General features: G+C 49.1%; 14 protein-coding genes and 1 pseudogene. 3 read left to right on the plus strand and 12 right to left on the minus strand.

Translation table 11 applies throughout. From position 1 onward, the window contains the following. The first annotated feature begins 123 nt into the window (after positions 1-123). Both IC804_RS01005 and map read left to right on the plus strand, forming a co-directional pair. Complete coding sequence (locus IC804_RS01005; protein ID WP_081157151.1) at positions 124-1,428, plus strand: ATP-binding protein; 1,305 nt, start codon at positions 124-126, stop codon at positions 1,426-1,428. Positions 1,429-1,643: 215 nt separating this feature from the next. Continuing rightward, entirely contained in the window at positions 1,644-2,393 is a 750-nt protein-coding gene (gene map / locus IC804_RS01010) for a type I methionyl aminopeptidase (RefSeq protein ID WP_008880119.1), read from the plus strand. A gap of 137 nt (positions 2,394-2,530) precedes the next feature. On the opposite strand, the gene IC804_RS01015 is transcribed toward map, so the two are convergent. Then, positions 2,531-2,932 carry a secondary thiamine-phosphate synthase enzyme YjbQ gene (locus tag IC804_RS01015; RefSeq protein ID WP_081157152.1) on the minus strand — a complete coding sequence of 134 codons (402 nt, stop codon included), beginning with the start codon at positions 2,930-2,932 and terminating at the stop codon, positions 2,531-2,533. Positions 2,933-3,021: 89 nt separating this feature from the next. Here IC804_RS01015 and IC804_RS01020 point away from each other — a divergent pair, with 89 nt between their 5' ends. Further along, positions 3,022-3,999, plus strand: a complete 978-nt coding sequence (locus IC804_RS01020; protein ID WP_008880117.1) for an MBL fold metallo-hydrolase — start codon at positions 3,022-3,024, stop codon at positions 3,997-3,999. 58 nt (positions 4,000-4,057) lie between these two features. Here IC804_RS01020 and IC804_RS01025 read toward each other — a convergent pair whose 3' ends face one another. The 11 genes and pseudogenes from IC804_RS01025 to IC804_RS01075 form a co-directional block, all read right to left on the minus strand. Further along, a complete protein-coding gene (locus IC804_RS01025; protein ID WP_081157153.1) occupies positions 4,058-5,929 on the minus strand; it encodes a PTS fructose transporter subunit IIABC in 1,872 nt (623 codons plus the stop codon). Between the two features lie 25 nt (positions 5,930-5,954). Beyond that, positions 5,955-6,866 carry a 1-phosphofructokinase gene (gene pfkB, locus IC804_RS01030; RefSeq protein ID WP_011887496.1) on the minus strand — a complete coding sequence of 304 codons (912 nt, stop codon included), beginning with the start codon at positions 6,864-6,866 and terminating at the stop codon, positions 5,955-5,957. Beyond that, complete coding sequence (locus IC804_RS01035) at positions 6,863-7,615, minus strand: DeoR/GlpR family DNA-binding transcription regulator (protein ID WP_060475881.1); 753 nt, start codon at positions 7,613-7,615, stop codon at positions 6,863-6,865. The genes pfkB and IC804_RS01035 overlap by 4 nt, the downstream gene beginning before the upstream one ends. 187 nt (positions 7,616-7,802) lie before the next feature. Further along, on the minus strand, positions 7,803-8,714 hold the full coding sequence (locus IC804_RS01040) for a FixH family protein (RefSeq protein WP_100660466.1): 912 nt from the start codon (positions 8,712-8,714) through the stop codon (positions 7,803-7,805). A gap of 1 nt (position 8,715) precedes the next feature. Beyond that, complete coding sequence (locus IC804_RS01045; RefSeq protein ID WP_008880111.1) at positions 8,716-9,378, minus strand: ABC transporter ATP-binding protein; 663 nt, start codon at positions 9,376-9,378, stop codon at positions 8,716-8,718. Then, entirely contained in the window at positions 9,375-10,172 is a 798-nt protein-coding gene (locus IC804_RS01050) for an ABC-2 transporter permease (protein ID WP_081157154.1), read from the minus strand. The genes IC804_RS01045 and IC804_RS01050 overlap by 4 nt, the downstream gene beginning before the upstream one ends. Continuing rightward, positions 10,169-11,470 carry a nitrous oxide reductase family maturation protein NosD gene (locus IC804_RS01055; RefSeq protein ID WP_081157155.1) on the minus strand — a complete coding sequence of 434 codons (1,302 nt, stop codon included), beginning with the start codon at positions 11,468-11,470 and terminating at the stop codon, positions 10,169-10,171. The genes IC804_RS01050 and IC804_RS01055 overlap by 4 nt, the downstream gene beginning before the upstream one ends. After that, complete coding sequence (locus tag IC804_RS01060; protein WP_042382788.1) at positions 11,467-12,033, minus strand: hypothetical protein; 567 nt, start codon at positions 12,031-12,033, stop codon at positions 11,467-11,469. Before IC804_RS01060 ends, IC804_RS01055 begins: the two co-directional genes overlap by 4 nt. Before the next feature lie 50 nt (positions 12,034-12,083). Next, positions 12,084-13,952 carry a Sec-dependent nitrous-oxide reductase gene (gene nosZ / locus IC804_RS01065; RefSeq protein WP_081157156.1) on the minus strand — a complete coding sequence of 623 codons (1,869 nt, stop codon included), beginning with the start codon at positions 13,950-13,952 and terminating at the stop codon, positions 12,084-12,086. A 21-nt stretch (positions 13,953-13,973) separates the two neighbouring features. After that, positions 13,974-14,429, minus strand: a complete 456-nt coding sequence (locus tag IC804_RS01070) for a c-type cytochrome (RefSeq protein WP_033010814.1) — start codon at positions 14,427-14,429, stop codon at positions 13,974-13,976. Positions 14,430-14,604: 175 nt separating this feature from the next. Next, positions 14,605-16,370, minus strand: a pseudogene (locus IC804_RS01075) (diguanylate cyclase). Positions 16,371-16,707 lie beyond the last annotated feature (337 nt).

Here is a 16,707-nt window from a genome sequence, read left to right on the forward strand (position 1 = left end):
ATCAAAAAAAGGCTATGGATTCTACCTTAACATCTCGCGCATTTTCCGGTTACAATGTAATATATTCGCAGTTTTTGTAGGAATTCGCGCTATGCAGCTGACGATGGGAAAGAGGGTGTCGCGATGCTTAGTATTTTCAAAGATTTTTTGCTCAACTTATTTTTTATTCTCCTACCGGTATTTCTCGTTCCGTTTTGGACAGAGCAAGAAAAGGGACCAAAACGCCTCCGCCTTTATTTGCCAACCGTCTGCTACGCGATCGTGATCGTCTTATGCATCACTCTCCCCGTCGGCACGGGAAACAGCTATATTTTTGATTTGCGGCAAATTCCGCTTTGGCTCGGCAGCTTGTATGGCGGGACGGGGGCGGCAGCGTGCTTAGCGATCGTCACCATCACTTACCGAACTTTATTTGGAGGAATCGGCATCTTTATCACTGCCATCGTTTCCATCGTCATTGCAGTAGCAAGCAGTTTACTGACCAAAAAGTTTGAGCGGTTGCCAACCAAGCAACGAATATTGCTCACCACAACGCTCAGCTTCGGTTCTGGCCTGTTGACGGTCGCTCTGACGGGAGGGATGGCGCCCTCTGCTCTCCCCCCGCTTTCAGTGTCACTCATGTTTTTGCTTGTGCAACCAGCGAGCATGTTCATCGTCTGCGCTTTTCGAGAGATGGCGCGCCACAATATTGCGCTGCGCAAGCGGATCATTCGTGCTGAGAAAATGGAAGCGGTCACCCATTTGGCGGCCTCAATCTCTCATGAAATCCGCAATCCACTCACTGCGGCACGCGGGTTTATCCAACTGATTGAAGAACAGCCGCTCGCCGCCGATAAACGACGCCAATATGCACGCATTGCTATGGAAGAGCTCGACCGGGCCGAGGCGATCATTACCGATTATTTGACCTTCGCAAAACCCGCGCCGGAAACGCCAGAAAAACTGAACGTCAAGCTGGAGATTGAACGAGTCATTGACATCATTCGTCCGTTGGCTAATATGAGTTGTGTTGATATCAAAACGACGCTGTCCCCTTTCTCTGTCATGGGCGAACGTGAAAAATTCCGCCAATGTTTGCTCAATGTCATGAAAAACGCCATCGAAGCGATGCCAAACGGCGGAACGTTGCAAGTATACGTCTCGATCGACGATGGGCGCGTGCTCATCCGCATTGCCGACACTGGCGTCGGCATGACGAAAGAACAGCTTGAACGGCTTGGCGAGCCATACTTTACGACCAAAGGGGTAAAAGGCACCGGTCTTGGAATGATGGTTGTATACCGCATCATTGAATCGATGAACGGCACCATTCGAATCGAAAGCGAAATACATAGGGGGACGACCGTATCGATTTATTTGCCGCTCGCTTCGTCCCTGTCCTCTTCTCGAATTTCTGATAAGGAAAAACAGCTGTTTGCCGTACTGTAAACATAACTGTCCGGATTGTTAGCGCTCTCCTTTTTCGTTTGAAAGCAAAACAACAAAAGGATGATCACAACTTCTATCGTCCAAAAAGGATGCCTCATTTTTCAGGCATCCTTTTCATCCATTCTCTGTTCATTTCATCGTGGTTTATCACCGCCGTTGTTTTTGTTACAATACTATAGGAGTGGAAACACATCGAGAGAAAAGGAGACGTTGGGATGATTCACGTCAAAACAGAACGGGAAATTCAATTGATGCGCGAGGCAGGGAAGCTGCTCGCTGCCTGCCATCAAGAAATCGCCAAACGCATCGGACCGGGGGTAACTACTATGGAGATCGACCGGTTCGTGGAAACGTTTTTGGCCAAATACGGCGCCAAGCCGGAACAAAAAGGATACCGCGGCTATCCATATGCCACATGTGCTTCGGTAAACGATGAAATTTGCCACGGGTTTCCGCGCAAAGAACCGCTTAAGGAAGGGGATATCGTCACCATCGATTTTGTCGTCAATTGGCGCGGAGCGCTCGCCGATTCCGCTTGGACGTACGCCATCGGCGATATCGACGAAGACGTGCAAACTTTGCTTCATGTCACCGAGCAGTCGCTATATAAAGGGATTGAACAAGCGGTTCTTGGCAACCGGATCGGCGATATCGGCCATGCCATTCAAACGTACGTCGAATCGCACGGGTTTTCCGTCGTCCGCGATTTCACCGGGCACGGCATCGGGCCGAAAATTCATGAAGAGCCGTACATTCCCCATTTTGGCGAAAAAGGAAAAGGGATGCGCTTAAAAGAAGGAATGGTCATTACGATCGAACCGATGGTCAACATGGGGGCTTGGCAAAGCAAAATGGACGCGAACGGTTGGACGGCGCGAACCATTGACGGCTCGTACTCAGCGCAATATGAACATACGATCGCCATTACGAAAGACGGGCCGCTCATTTTAACAACGCTGGCATGAGCACGCCAATGGCTTCCTAGCGGCTAACTTCGATGAGAAAAACCCGGGAGACGTTCACCCGGGTTTTTCATCCTCTTCTGATGATTTCTGTTATGCGGTGATTTTTAATTAAGTTTACATAATATAATTATGGTTATCTATCCCTCGAGCACTTTGATGTAAACGGTGCGCTGACGTGGTCCGTCATACTCGCAAAAATAAATGCCTTGCCAGCGCCCAAGCAGCAGCCGACCTTCGTGAATAATGACGTGCTGCGACGCTCCGACGGTGCTTGCTTTCATATGAGCGGCTGTGTTCCCTTCCATATGACGGTCAAGTGGGTGCTCCCACGGATACGTTTCATCAAAACGGCGCATCATGTCGCGTTTAACATCGGGGTCCGCGTTTTCATTAATCGTGATTCCTGCCGTCGTGTGCGAACAATAGACGACAGCCATCCCCTCTTCTACCTTAGACAGGCGCACCGTCTCCTCGACAAATGAGGTAATATCAATCATTTCATCCCGCTTCGCCGTGCGGATCGTAAAGGAACGAAGCATCGATTCCACCACCTGAACAAAGATTTTGTACCGGAAAGAAATGTTTGCTACTCTAATTATAGCGCAAAACGAGCAAGGAGAGAAAAACGATGCCGAAACGGTATGAAAATTTAGATAACGTATCCATGCAAAAAACGTGGGCCGATTTTCGCCGCTGGCAGCGAGAACGGAAGCAAAAGCGAAAAGACTTGTCCTATGTCGTACCGCACGCCGTGCCGCCGCAATGGGACCGGCTTCATCAGCCGAACGGACGACCGCAGCTTTGTTGGATCGGCCATTCGACGTTCGTCGTGCAAGTAAACGGCATCACAATCGTCACCGACCCCGTCTGGGCGAAGCGGATGGGAACGGCCAAACGCCTGTCGGCCCCAGGCGTGCCTCTTGAAGAGATGCCACCCGTTGACGCCGTTTTAATCTCCCATGGCCATTACGACCATTTGCATTTCAGCAGCCTTCGCCGATTGCCCGGTGACCCGCATATATTCGTTCCGGCCGGCCTCAGCCGCCTGTTCCACCGGCGTGGCTACCGTCATGTCACTGAACTGTCATGGTGGGAAACAACTACTTTTCGCAACGTATCGCTAACATTTGTTCCTGCTCAACATTGGACGCGGCGGACGCTTTGGGATATGAATACATCACACTGGGGCGGATGGGTCATCGAAGCCAACGGCGCCCCGACGGTTTATTTCGCTGGCGACAGCGGCTATTTCCGCGGTTTTCGCGACATCGGTGAACGCTTTTTGATCGACTATGCTCTCCTGCCGATCGGTGCGTATGAGCCAGAATGGTTCATGGGGCCGCAGCACACAACACCGGAAGAAGCGGTGCAGGCGTTTTTAGATTGCCGCGCCCGTTTGTTTGTTCCAATGCATTACGGTGCCTTCCGGCTCGCCGACGATACACCAAAAGAAGCGCTCGACCGCTTATGGGCCGAGTGGCGGCGGCGCGGATTGGATGACAGCCGCCTGCTTTGCCTGAAGCTCGGCGAGGTGATGGACATCGCTGCTCAACTAGCCGCTAAGCGTGAATATGGGCATGCTGAATCCGACGGAAACGAGCAATGAACGTCCGCAACTGAGGCAAAGAAAAAAGCGCTCCGCTGCCCGCGGAACGCTTTTTCTCTTATTCTTTCACTTCTTTTTTCCACAACCCTACCATCAGGGCTGTCACGGCCGAGCCGATCAAAATAGCGAGGATGTACAGCCATGCGCTTCCTTTGACAATTGGAATGACGAAAATGCCGCCGTGCGGCGCCGGAAGGCCGATGCCAAACAACATCGTCAACGCCCCAGCTACAGCCGAGCCGACGATAATCGACGGAATCACCCGCATCGGATCAGCTGCCGCAAATGGAATCGCTCCTTCCGTAATGAACGAAGCGCCCATAATATAGCACGTTTTGCCAGCCTCGCGTTCGGCTTTCGTAAATTTCTTTTTAAAGAACGTCGTCGCCAGCGCCAACCCGAGCGGCGGCACCATCCCGCCAGCCATAATGGCCGCATGCGGCGCATAGTTGCCAGCATCGATCATGGCGATTCCGAACGTAAACGCCGCTTTGTTAATCGGGCCGCCCATATCAACCGCCATCATGCCGCCTAACACCGCGCCAAGCAGCAATAAGTTCGCCGTCCCCATGCCGGAAAGCCAATGTTTCAACCCTTCATTCAACGCTTTCACTGGATCGATGACAATATACATCATAATGATACCGGTCAAGAAAATGCCGAACAACGGATACAATAACACCGGTTTAATTCCTTCTAACGATTGCGGCAAGCGGCTGAATAATTTCCGCAGTCCGACGACCAAATACCCGGCCAAAAAGCCAGCGATCAATCCGCCGAGGAAACCAGCGCCGCCGTTGGCTGCCATAAAGCCGCCGACCATCCCTGGCGCAAATCCTGGCCGATCGGCAATGCTCATCGCGATAAACGCAGCAAGCACAGGAATCATTAAGGCAAATGCATTGCCGCCGCCGATGTCCATCAATGCTTTAGCAAATGGATGGTACGACGGGTCGTTCGGGTCAAACGCCTTAATGCCGAAAGTGAAGGAGAGCGCGATCAAAATCCCGCCACCGACGACGAATGGAAGCATATTCGAAACGCCGTTCATCAAATGTTTATAAAAGCCAGTGCGCGGTTTTGCCGCCCCCGCGCCGCCCTGCGGAGCACCGCTCGCTCGGTAAATTGGCGCATCTTGGCGCAGCGCTTGCTCAATGAGCGTTTCCGGCTGGCGAATCGCTTGGGCGACCGGTACTTGGATCACATGTTTGCCATCGAAGCGATCCATTTCGACTTGTTTATCAGCCGCGACAATAATCGCCGCAGCATCTTCAATCTCCTGTGCGGTGAGAGCATTTTTCACCCCATCAGATCCATTGGTTTCTACTTTTATCATCACACCCATTTCCGCTGCTTTTGCTTTCAGTGCATCAGCAGCCATATACGTATGGGCAATCCCGGTCGGGCAGGCGGTAACGGCGAGCACTTTCCGTCCGTTGTCAGCTGACGCTGTCCCTAGCGATGGCTCTTCCTCTTCGCTCTCTTTTGCCGCCAACAAACGGACGATTTCCTCTTCATTTGAAGCGTTTTCAAGAGCAGCGCGGAACGACGCGTCCATCAACATCGAAGACAACCGAGCCAACGCCTGCAAATGCGTTTGCTCCCCACCTTCGGGGGCGGCAATCATGAAAAACAAATGGCTCGGCTTGCCATCGAGCGATTCGTAATCAATGCCTTCCGCTGAACGGCCGAATGCCACGGCCGGGCGCTTGACCGCCGCCGTTTTGGCATGCGGAATGGCAATGCCCTCTCCGACGCCGGTCGTGCTTTGCTTTTCACGCGCCCAGATCGCTTGTTTGAACGCCTCGACATCGCTGACTGCTCCCACCTCAGCGAGCTTGGCGGCCAATTCATCAATCACTTCGTTCTTTGTCTGCGCTCGAAGTGCAAGAATGATTGTTTCTTTTGTCAACAAATCGGTGATGTTCATTTTGGCGATCCCCCTTTATTTCCGTTTATAAACGTATGACGCGAATGCGGTCGACGAGTGCTTCCACTTCTTCTTTCGTGCATAAATCTTCGGAAAACGCCGTCGCACTTCCAGCCGCCACGCTGTAAGCGAACGCTTCTTCGATCGATTTCCCGCTCTCTTGGGCGGCCAAAAAGCCAGCGACCATTGAATCGCCCGCTCCGACCGAGTTTCTCACCGTTCCTTGCGGCGCTTCGGCAAACAGCGCGACTTCCTTGCCGAAATAAAACGCTCCGTCACCGCCCATCGACACGATGACATGGCGAATTCCCATCTCGGTCAAACAACGGCCATAGATGACGATTTCTTCTTTCGTAAGCTTAGAGGTGTCAAACAGCTCAGCGAGCTCATGATGGTTCGGCTTGATAAGAAACGGCCGGCAAGCGAGCAGCGTTCGGAGCGCCGGACCGCTCGTATCGACGACAAGGCGGGCTTTCCGTTTCGCTGTCTCCGCTGCCATCTGCTCATATACATCCGCCGGCAGTGATGACGGTACGCTTCCCGCCAACACGAGGACATCACCAGTCGAAAGCGTCTCGATTTTCGCCATCAGCTGCGCGGCATCTTCGCTAGCGATGGTCGGACCTTGACCGTTAATTTCCGTCTCTTGCTTGGCTTTCAACTTTACATTAATGCGCGTCTGGCCGGAGACGTGGACAAAATCACAGCGAATGCCTTCTTTTTGCAATTCCGTTTCAATAAACTGTCCCGTAAATCCGCCGGCAAACCCGAGCGCCGTGCTGTCGACACCGAGACGTTTGAGCACTCGCGACACGTTAATTCCTTTCCCTCCTGGGAATGTCAACGTTTTCAGCGCACGGTTCAGTTCGCCGACACGCAATTCATCAACATGAACCACATAGTCAACAGATGGATTAAACGTACATGTGTAAATCATACGCGAACAACCTCGACAATCGTTTTTGCTTCATATCGTTCTTGCCACTCTTCATCCAACTCATCAGTAATCAACACAGCCTCGTTTAAATCAGCAATTTTGGCAAACGCGCTCTCATTGAGTTTCGAATGATCCGCAAGCACATACGCGCGTTGCGCCAACTGCATTGCCGTATATTTGATGAGCGCCTCTTCCGGATCCGGCGTCGTGTAGCCATACTCGTCATGAACACCGTTAGCACCGATAAAGCATTGGTCAAAGCGGTACTGCCGCAGCGACTCGATGGCCCCTCGCCCAATCAACGCTTTCGTCTTTGGCTTAATCATGCCGCCGACTAAGTACGTCGTTACGTTATGTTCAAGCAACCGTTCCACATGCATCACACCATTCGTGACAACAGTGACCTCTTTGTCAGCCAAGTGCGGAATCATTTCCCACGTTGTCGTTCCTGCATCCAAATAAATACAGTTTCCTTTTTGTACCAAACTGGCCGCATAAGCGGCGATTCGCTGCTTTTCTTCTATATACTTCAGCGATTTTTCCGACACGCTTAACTCTTCACGTTTTTGTTGCAACAAGGCTGCTCCACCGTGCACGCGGCGCAGCTTTTTTTCTTTTTCAAGCTGCGTCAAATCGCGACGAATCGTCGACTCGGAAGAACCGGTCGCCTCCACGAGCTCTTGCAGCTTGACAATTTCTTTTTGCGCCAAAAGTTCCAAAATGAGACGGTGGCGCTCTTCGGTCAGCACGTTTCCACCTCCCATGATGATCGATATCGCTTGTATCCCTATCATAAGCGAAAACAGAGAAAAAATCAATCAAAATCATTCATTAACACTCAATATTAATCAAAAATATCATTTAAAACGGTCATGATCATTCATCACCAACAACAAAAAAACATTGCCTTTCATTTCGTCAGGCAATGTTGCTGAACTATAATTCGGAAAGATATAGTTGAATGTGCAAGGAGTCGATTTGGGAAACGAGCAATTCATCGTACTTCTTTTGTGCTAAAAAACGCATCTCCGCCTCCGTTACATCCGGATGCTCATTTTTGACTTGTTCCACCATGTCATTCCACACGTTTTGCGCCAGCAAAACAAGCCGGACATATCGCCGTTCTTGCTCCCAAAATGCCGATTCACCGTATTGGCGGAGGAGCGTTCGAGCGGTTTCGCTCCCTTCGTATTGACGCTTTCTTTTTTCTACTTCACGATCAACGACCGGTTCATCTACCGAATAGCCTTTTTCTTCAGCAAGCAGCGCCATCGAATGCAGTTCAATGAGACGGGTAACAGCGGAGCGAGGCTCAGCCGTCTCATTCAGCTGCCGCTCCCAATAACTGATCCGCTCGTTGAGCTCTTCGCCCCGATACTTCTTTTTGACCGCCTCCATGGCCGAGGAGATCTCAATTTGCCAGCGTGTTTGATAAAACTTGACATCTGCCGTCGTAATCGCCATGCCATTGATCATCGCCGCTACGTCTTGCCGCTTCACCTCTAGTGTAACAAGCTTTTCGATCGTCTCATTACCGTCTTTGATTTGCAACAAAACATCCCATTCCCCTTCCATCGGCAGCTGCACATCCCCTTCATAAAGGCCGTCTTCCTTCTCCTCCAACGAGGCAACGATTTGCCCATGATCCATATTCGCCATCTCAAATATCGCCGTCACTTCAAGCCCGCTGGCTGGCTTCCCATCCTTTTGAATGGCAATCGCAAACGAAGAAGCTGTCCCCTCCTTATAAAAGGGAGACGTTTTCACCGACACGGTCCAATCGTTTCCTTGGCATCCGGCAAGCAAGAAGAGAAGAGCAGCCATAACGAGCATCCATCGTTGCTTCACTTTATTCTCCCCCCATCAGTGCGCTCAGTTCAAATTCTTCGATTCGATATTTCGTGATTTTCCCGTTTTCCAAGTAAGCGACATGGGTGCAAAGCTGCCTTACTTCATCGATATGGTGCGACGACAGCAATATCGTTTTGTTCGGCAAAGAGCGTAAAATCATCAACACCTCCGCCCGTCCTAACGGATCGAGCCCGCTTGTCGGCTCGTCTAAAATCAGCAAGTCAGCATCATAGTAAAGCATAATGGCAAGCCCAAGCCGCTGCAGCATCCCTTTCGAATACTGTTTGCTTTTCATATGACGTGCTTCCCATAACCGAACGGTGTGCAAAACGTCTTCGATCCGCTGTTCATCGACCACACCATGCAACGAGGCAAAAAAGCGAACATTTTCCTCACCCGTTAACTGGGGATACAACTGAAACTTTTCCGGCAAATAAGCGACTTTCTTTTTCCACTCATGCCGCCGATGATCAATGCCATCAATATATACCGTTCCGCGCACTGCCGGAAGCAAATTCAACAAACTATGAATCAATGTCGACTTGCCAGCGCCATTCCGCCCAACTAAGGCACACCGCTCCCCTTTATGAATGACAAGATCGACGTCATCAAGCACTTTATTGTTTCGGTAGGAAACCGTCAACCCTGTCACTTCAATCATCGTTCTTCCCCCTTTCGACTCCATACCATCGATGCCGCCAATGCCCCAAGCCCCCAGACGAACATATTCAACGCAACAAGAGCGCCGGGAGGGAAGGAGAAAAATTTTTTCATCGTCCGTGACAAATAATCAAGCGAGAACATCCCGAGCGACGTCTCTAAGTAAAAACGGAGCGCATGAAGCGGCTGCAGAAAATAAACCAATGAGAACACATGCACATTGTCATACGTCACCGACGGCAAAATATAAAGCAGTACAAAGTCATACAAATAAATGAAAAAGAATGCGGCAAACAAATTGGCGCCAATCAATTGAATTTTCGTCTTGCACGCGAACCCTAGCCCAATTCCGATTTGGTTAAAAATGAACACGAGCACCACCGTGGCGAGCAAAAAGTAGAGAAAATACGATAAATGAAAGACAAACCAAAACTTGGCTGGAATAATCAAAACGAAGTACCAGACGACAAACACCATCATCGTAATGAGCTGGATCGCCGCGCTTTTTTTCCATAAAAACTGCCAAGGTGATCCACTTTTTGCGACAATCATCACCATCGTCCGCTGCTCCTTCTCCTGCATGACGGAAAAAGAAGCAAAAAATAAACAAAGAAGCGGCACAATGTATGCATTCATGTCAAACATCATCTGCAAAAAAATCGTCAATCCATGCTCAGCCGGCAATGACTTAGCGCTCATCAACACGGAAAGCGATGCGGCAACAACCAGCAGAAAAAACAACCAAAACGCCTTCCCCCGCGAAAGCTCAAGCCATTCTTTCCAAATGTAGCTCATCTCCTCCCCCTCCTTTGCAGACCAATCACCGTGATGGCTCCAAAGCCAAGCAATCCCCACCACCAACTAGCCGATGCGCTCTTTTTCACAAGCGGCGCATGATCGACCGCCATCACTTCGCCTGCTTGCCGCCATTCGTTGATGGCCTCATAGACGCCTAAGCTTGGCGACGATAAAAACAAGTACGCCAGTTCATTTTCTTCCGCTAACTTATGAAAGGAAGACGCATAGCGAAACGGGGAATCTCCTTTCCCATCTTCGTTCAAATCAAGCAACGCCGCTTCGTCGCCCCAATCATTGCCAACGCCGCGAAAATCCCAGCTGTTATTGTCCTCGCCGCCAAGGCGCGTAACGGCAATCGTATTTTTCCAAAGCCGGTTTTCCGTAAACGTTTGGCGCTGTGAACTCGCCCAAAGCTCAATACCGATCTCATTTTGCAAAAAAACGTTTCGTCGCACAAAATTATCGTTCGACTGATCGACATACAGCCCCCGCTCGTTTTGATAAAACGTATTGTCAATGATTCGGTTATCGTTCGCCATTTGCAGCAACAACCCAAACGAACGCATTCCTTTATTGAATAAAAAGCAGTTGTTTTTCAAGATAATCCGGTTCGAGTTCATGATCGCCGCCCCGCCGTTATTGAGCATAAACGTATTGTCATAAAACGCATTGTCATCCGAATACATGTAATGAAGCCCGTAACGGGTGTGCGACACTTTGTTTCCCTTCGCGACGTTATGGTTCGCATAGTCAAAAAAGATGCCATCCCTCGTTCCGACAATGGTGTTGTTTTCGAGCTTATTAAAATTAGAATAATAAATATGCAGCCCATTTCCTTGTCCAGCGATTTCCCCGTTTTGTTCGCCGATCACTCGCACATTGGCGATCCGGTTATGATGCGCCTGACTCAAGTAAATGCCATGAAACGATTGTTTTACCGTTATGTGTTCTAGCGTATTATAATCGGAATAAACTTTGATGCCGGCGTATTCCTCTTGCGTGCTCCGGCTTTTTCCGCTGTTCGTGACGGTCACATGTGTAATGGTGACATGCGGCGCTTTGATCGAAATCACATTGCCGCGCCCGCTTCCTTGAATGACCGTGCCTTTTGTGCCGATGATGGTCAGCGGTTTGTCGATGACAATATCGCCAATGTACGTTTGGCCTGTTAGGCGAATCGTGCCGTGAGCCGGAGCAGCGTCAATCAGCTGCTGCAGCGTCTGGCCGGCAGCCGCTTCTTTCGGAACATCGAAAAAGAAAAAAATGAACAAGGAAATGAGCAGCCATCGCTTCATGTTTTTCTCTCCTTCCATAGCGGAACGAGCAGGCAAACGAACGCGGCACCGACGAGATACGCACCGGTCGCAAAATAGCTGAACGTCGTAAAGTTGGCGATCCGGTTTTCTCCGAAAATCGGCGGCACAAACGGATCGATATCGATCGGGGCGTTATCGTTTAAATTCGTTCCAAAGTCAGCGAGCCAGCGATGAATATCGTAAAGACCGAGCGCCCCGCCAATGAGAAAGGCGGCGATGAACACGTACAGCCCTCTTTTGCTTCTCGTGAACGCGATGATGAATGCCGCTATGGCCATAGCGATCACGATGTAGGACAAATAGCCAAGTTCCGGAAAGCTCTCTTCACTAAACGGCTTCATGCCGATATAGTGATTGAGTCCGTTAATAATGTCGATATCCCCTTCAAGCCGATTCGGATAAACGATAATCTCTAATCCTTCCGGATATTGCGGAGCGATGAAATCCATCCCCCACCAAGGAAACGCTAAAGACAAAAGCAGCAATCCTCCGGCCGCGCCGACAAAGACGGCAGACAACGGAGACAGTTTCGCTGCAGCCATTTTCTTCACACCTCTTTTGTTAGTCAGGGGGGCGCGTCCGCCCCCTCGGTTTATTGTTTCGGCTTTACCAACAAATACCCGGTCATTTCTTGGTGCAGCGCTGAACAGAAGTTCGTGCAATACAACGGGTACGTTCCCGGCTTATTGGCGGTAAACTCGATCGTGTTCGTTTGTCCCGGCTGAATTTCCATATTCAAGTTATACTGGTTGATGGCAAAACCATGGGTAATGTCCTCATCAAAGTCAAGGTTCGTCAGGTGGATGACAACTTTATCTCCTTCATTCACTTCAATGACGTCCGGCCGCTTCGCATTGGCATCAAAAATAAACTTCGAACGCATTGCGATGCCGTAGACGTGCACCTCATTTCCTTTCCGGACGATGCGGGCGTCTTTTTGGTTGTACACAGCGTCTGGATTGTTGTTCTCTTTCGGGTACACTTCAACCGTTTTAATTTTATCGGCCTTGATCATTTGCCCATAGTGCGGTTCCGGATCGACCGGCGACGATTGGATCACTTTCATTTTGTCACCGCTAATGTCAATGAGCTGCATCGATTCCGGGTGGGACGGCCCGACCGATAAATAGCTGTCTTTCGCCAACTTGTTGAGCGACACTAAATATTTGCCGTCCGGAGATACGGTATCCCCTTCCGCCGCGACGGCATGCCCCGGCGAATATTGAACCGGAACGCGGTCAAGCACTTCGCCGGTTTCCGGATTCCATTTCACAATTTCAGACGAAATAAACATCGTCGTATACGCCATGCCTTTGTCATCAAACTGCGTATGCAGCGGCCCAAGCGCGTTTTCCGGATTGACTTCCCGCTCCATCACCGATTCGTATTTCAAAATCGGGATGCCGTTCCGCTCGCCGGCAAACTCTTTCTTTTCAATCGCCTGAAACGCCTTTTCAAACGAAAATACCGTCAACAACGGGGCGAGCTTCCCGGAGGCGATGAAATATTTCCCGTCTGGGGTAACGTCGACGCCATGCGGCGATTTGGCGACCGGCACTAAATAAATGCCCCCTTTATGCTTTTCCGGAAAGATCATTTTTTGACCGCCGACATTGTCATATTTCCCCGCTTTCACCATGTTCTCAAGCTCTTTCCAGTTAAACAGCACGATAAAGTCGCGGTCTTCTTGAGACGCGTTGATTTCCAAGTTTGTTGTCGCTTCTTCCGTATTGTACGTTGTCAGCACGGCCCAATCTTTTGAGATTTTTTTCCCGGCATCGGACAAATCGTACGACCACGGCGGCAACGCAACTTGATAGGCAATGTGCAGCTTTTGCGCCTTTTCATCGAACGTGACCGCACTCATCACACCGCGGTATTTTTCGCTATACTCATCAAGCGAGGCGTACTGATGGCCGAGCGGAACGGAAAATCGGGTCGGCAAAAATAAGTATTCGGTATTCTCCGTCACAAACGCGGCACAGTGCGGACCGCTCGTATTGGGGACTTCGATCATGTCTTTGACCGTAAACGTTTTCAAATCCATCACTGCCGCCCGGCTGTTCGCCACATCGGTCGCAAACATATACTTGCCGTCATATTCTCCATTCGTTTCCGAGAAAGCCGGATGATGCAAATCGCCCCACGTATAGCCGCCAAGCATTTTTTTCGAATGGGTATCCCAGCCGTAGCCGGTCGCCGGATCGGGCGAAAAGACAGGAACCGTGCGAATGCGCCGCATCGACGGCACCCCGTAAATAAACATTTGCCCCGAGTGGCCACCAGAGGCGAACAAGTAATATTCATCTTTTTCACCAAACGGAACGTACACTTTTTCCGCATCGGTTTTGGCCGATGCAGTCGAAACGGTATCAGGAGTGGAAAAATTGCCGAAAAAGACAGTTGACGCCAACACTCCAACTGCCAACCCTGACAACGCGGAAATCACTTTTTTCTTCACTCTCGTTCCTCCCATCGTTTCTTACTTTTCGGATGCTTCTTTTAAGAGAGCAATAATTTCGGCCCGCTCCTCATCTGTCAGCGGATTCGATTTGATCACCCCAGACATCACCGCAGACGTCGGCGCTTTTAAAAACTCTTCAATCGGCTTGCCGTGTTTGCCCTCGACTTCTCGATAAGCGTTCGATAAATCCGGACCGGTCGTCCCTCCTTGCAAGTTAAGCTTGGAAACAGAGTGGCAAGAGAGACAACCTTTTTGTTGCAGGATAGTCCCGTCCTGCGTACTAGCGTTTGTTGTCTTGCCCGCCCCCTTCCCATCCTCTGTCGAAGCTGATGGTTGGGACGATTGAGCCGTCTCTTGTTTTCCTGCCTGCGTCGCATTCGTCTCTCCTTTCGTTCCTCCCAACTGAAAATACGAATAACCGCCAGCCAAACCGATCAAAGCGCTAATGAGAAAAATGACGACCGTTTGTTTCATGCCCCTCCTCCTTCTACAGTGAGAAATTCGTTTACCATTATAGCCACCCGCCCTTGACCTCCCCTGTGCAAAAAGTCACTTCATTTCCAAGATCAGTGAACATTATTTGGCAAAAGCGTGGCAAAACGGTGAAAAACAAAAAACACTTGCCACCGGCAAGTGTCCTTTCCCTTGTTCAATTCAGTTGTTGCATCTCAGCTAGCGGCAAATAACGCTCGCGCACAAACGCGACAAACTTCGCCGCATACACGGGATCAAACTGCGTCCCAGCGCAACGCTCGATTTCCTCAAGCGCCTCTTCAAACGTTTTCGTCGGCTGGTACGGCCGCTCGGTCGTCATGGCGTCAAATGAGTCGATAATACACAAAATGCGGGCCAATTTCGGGATTTCTTCCCCCTTCAGCCCGTACGGATACCCTTTCCCATCATATCGTTCGTGATGCAGCTCGACAAGCGGAAGCAACTCATCAAACCGCTTCTCCGCCGCTACAATCTCGCGCCCCCACGCCACGTGCTTTTGGATGATCTCCCATTCGTGCTTTTCCAATTTTCCGGACTTATTTAAAATATCCCGGGGCACTTCGATTTTTCCAATGTCATGAATGATCGCTCCCAGGGCAAGCGTCTGCCGTTCATGGACCGTCAATTCGTCAAGGCGGCTGCCAAATTCAAGTGCATATTTAAACACCCGTTTGCTATGGCGGTATGTATAGACATCTTTCGAAAGAAAGAATTTCACTTGTTGCTCGAGCGCTTCCAAGTCTTGTTTAAACTTAATTTCATCCAAGCACATATTATGTTTATCATACAACTGAACGTTGTTTTTCCCTTGCGCCTTCGCGTAATAAAGCGCCTGATCGGCGCGGTGGATGAGCTCATCGCTTTCATGCATATCTTTTTCCATCTCGGCGATGCCGCACGAAAACGACAGGCAACGATACGGAATATGCTCGACGCCGTCAAAATATGTATCGTTCACTTCTTTGCGCAACCGGTTTAAAAACGCGTACGCGTCTTCTTTCGTCGTGTTGGGCATTAAAATGGCAAACTCTTCGCCGCCATAGCGGGCGACCGTGAAGTTCGTCCCTTCCACCGCTTTTTGCAGCAGCTTCCCAAAAAAAGCCAACAAACGATCTCCTTGCAAATGCCCGTTCCGGTCATTGTATTTTTTAAAATCGTCCAAATCCAGAAATGCCAAGGTCAACGGCTGTTTCAACAGCTTGCAGTCGGAAAACTGCTCCTTGAGCGTTTCTTTGAAAAAACCGTGGTTGTATAGGCCGGTGAGGTGATCTCTGTTGGCGCGGTTGGATACTAACTGGTATAATTCCAAAAATTCCCTAAAAACAATAGACAATATCGTTACTAAAATAATAAATAAGGACAAGCCAAAATATTTCTCTTCCGACAATAAAATGGCTAAAACCATTGAAAGAAGCAATGTTACTGAATAACCAACACACGCCTCTTTTAAGACGCCTAACTCTAGAGCACCTTTAAATATTTGTCCAATGAAATAGAAGAAAAGAAAAATCAATAATACATTAATACTAAAATAAACTAGCAAACTAATCAAATAAGGAAGTAAATGATGGACATTTATCTTCCCAATATTCCCATCGAAGAATAAAAATGAGTAATAAGCACCTGATATCATCAAACAATACATTGAGAAATTAAATAAATGTCTCCATGCAGACATTCGTTGATTACGATACAATTCTATCAAACTAAAAATAAAAAGAACCTGTAACGTAAAGTTCAATCCATATAAAAACAGGGTAGCCAAGTAAACAGCAGAATCCATTGAAAAGAATTAGCTTTAGGGGGCAAGATAATAGGAAAAAGATTCAACAAAACGACAGAACCAGTCAATATATATACTAAAACCCAATCTTTTAAGGATTGAGAATGGATATCAACCTCTGTAGCAAATATACACATCCCTAAAAGAGAGACAACAACAGTATATAGTTTTTCTTTGTTTTTTAACCGTTCAAAAACCATACAAAATCACTCTCAGCTAAAAAATTTTAAAGAAGGAGTATCGCCTCCCTCTTTATTATATAGGTTGTAATAAAGAATTTCCGACCTCCATGTCCCGTCTTTACTTTATCACCTAACAAGCTGGCACGGTGACAAGAAGAGCGAACAATGCCATGTAAAACAAAATTGCAACTTATATAGATCAACATTATTATTTTCTACTCAATGAGTTTAAACCCCGACGTCAACGCCACAATCACCGAACCAAGGATGAACAAATTGATCAATACTTGTT

Source organism: Geobacillus sp. 47C-IIb (assembly GCF_014679705.1).
GTDB lineage: Bacteria > Bacillota > Bacilli > Bacillales > Anoxybacillaceae > Geobacillus > Geobacillus thermodenitrificans.

What these genes read in the sequence shown, in the direction of transcription:
- IC804_RS01025 (WP_081157153.1), bottom strand. Translation starts at nt 5,929, where the DNA reads ATGAACATCACCGATTTGTTGACAAAAGAAACAATCATTCTTGCACTT.
- IC804_RS01050 (WP_081157154.1), bottom strand. Translation starts at nt 10,172, where the DNA reads ATGAGCTACATTTGGAAAGAATGGCTTGAGCTTTCGCGGGGGAAGGCG.
- IC804_RS01070 (WP_033010814.1), bottom strand. Translation starts at nt 14,429, where the DNA reads ATGAAACAAACGGTCGTCATTTTTCTCATTAGCGCTTTGATCGGTTTG.
- IC804_RS01055 (WP_081157155.1), bottom strand. Translation starts at nt 11,470, where the DNA reads ATGAAGCGATGGCTGCTCATTTCCTTGTTCATTTTTTTCTTTTTCGAT.
- pfkB (WP_011887496.1), bottom strand. Translation starts at nt 6,866, where the DNA reads ATGATTTACACATGTACGTTTAATCCATCTGTTGACTATGTGGTTCAT.
- map (WP_008880119.1), top strand. Translation starts at nt 1,644, where the DNA reads ATGATTCACGTCAAAACAGAACGGGAAATTCAATTGATGCGCGAGGCA.
- IC804_RS01020 (WP_008880117.1), top strand. Translation starts at nt 3,022, where the DNA reads ATGCCGAAACGGTATGAAAATTTAGATAACGTATCCATGCAAAAAACG.
- IC804_RS01015 (WP_081157152.1), bottom strand. Translation starts at nt 2,932, where the DNA reads ATGCTTCGTTCCTTTACGATCCGCACGGCGAAGCGGGATGAAATGATT.
- IC804_RS01060 (WP_042382788.1), bottom strand. Translation starts at nt 12,033, where the DNA reads ATGGCTGCAGCGAAACTGTCTCCGTTGTCTGCCGTCTTTGTCGGCGCG.
- IC804_RS01045 (WP_008880111.1), bottom strand. Translation starts at nt 9,378, where the DNA reads ATGATTGAAGTGACAGGGTTGACGGTTTCCTACCGAAACAATAAAGTG.
- IC804_RS01005 (WP_081157151.1), top strand. Translation starts at nt 124, where the DNA reads ATGCTTAGTATTTTCAAAGATTTTTTGCTCAACTTATTTTTTATTCTC.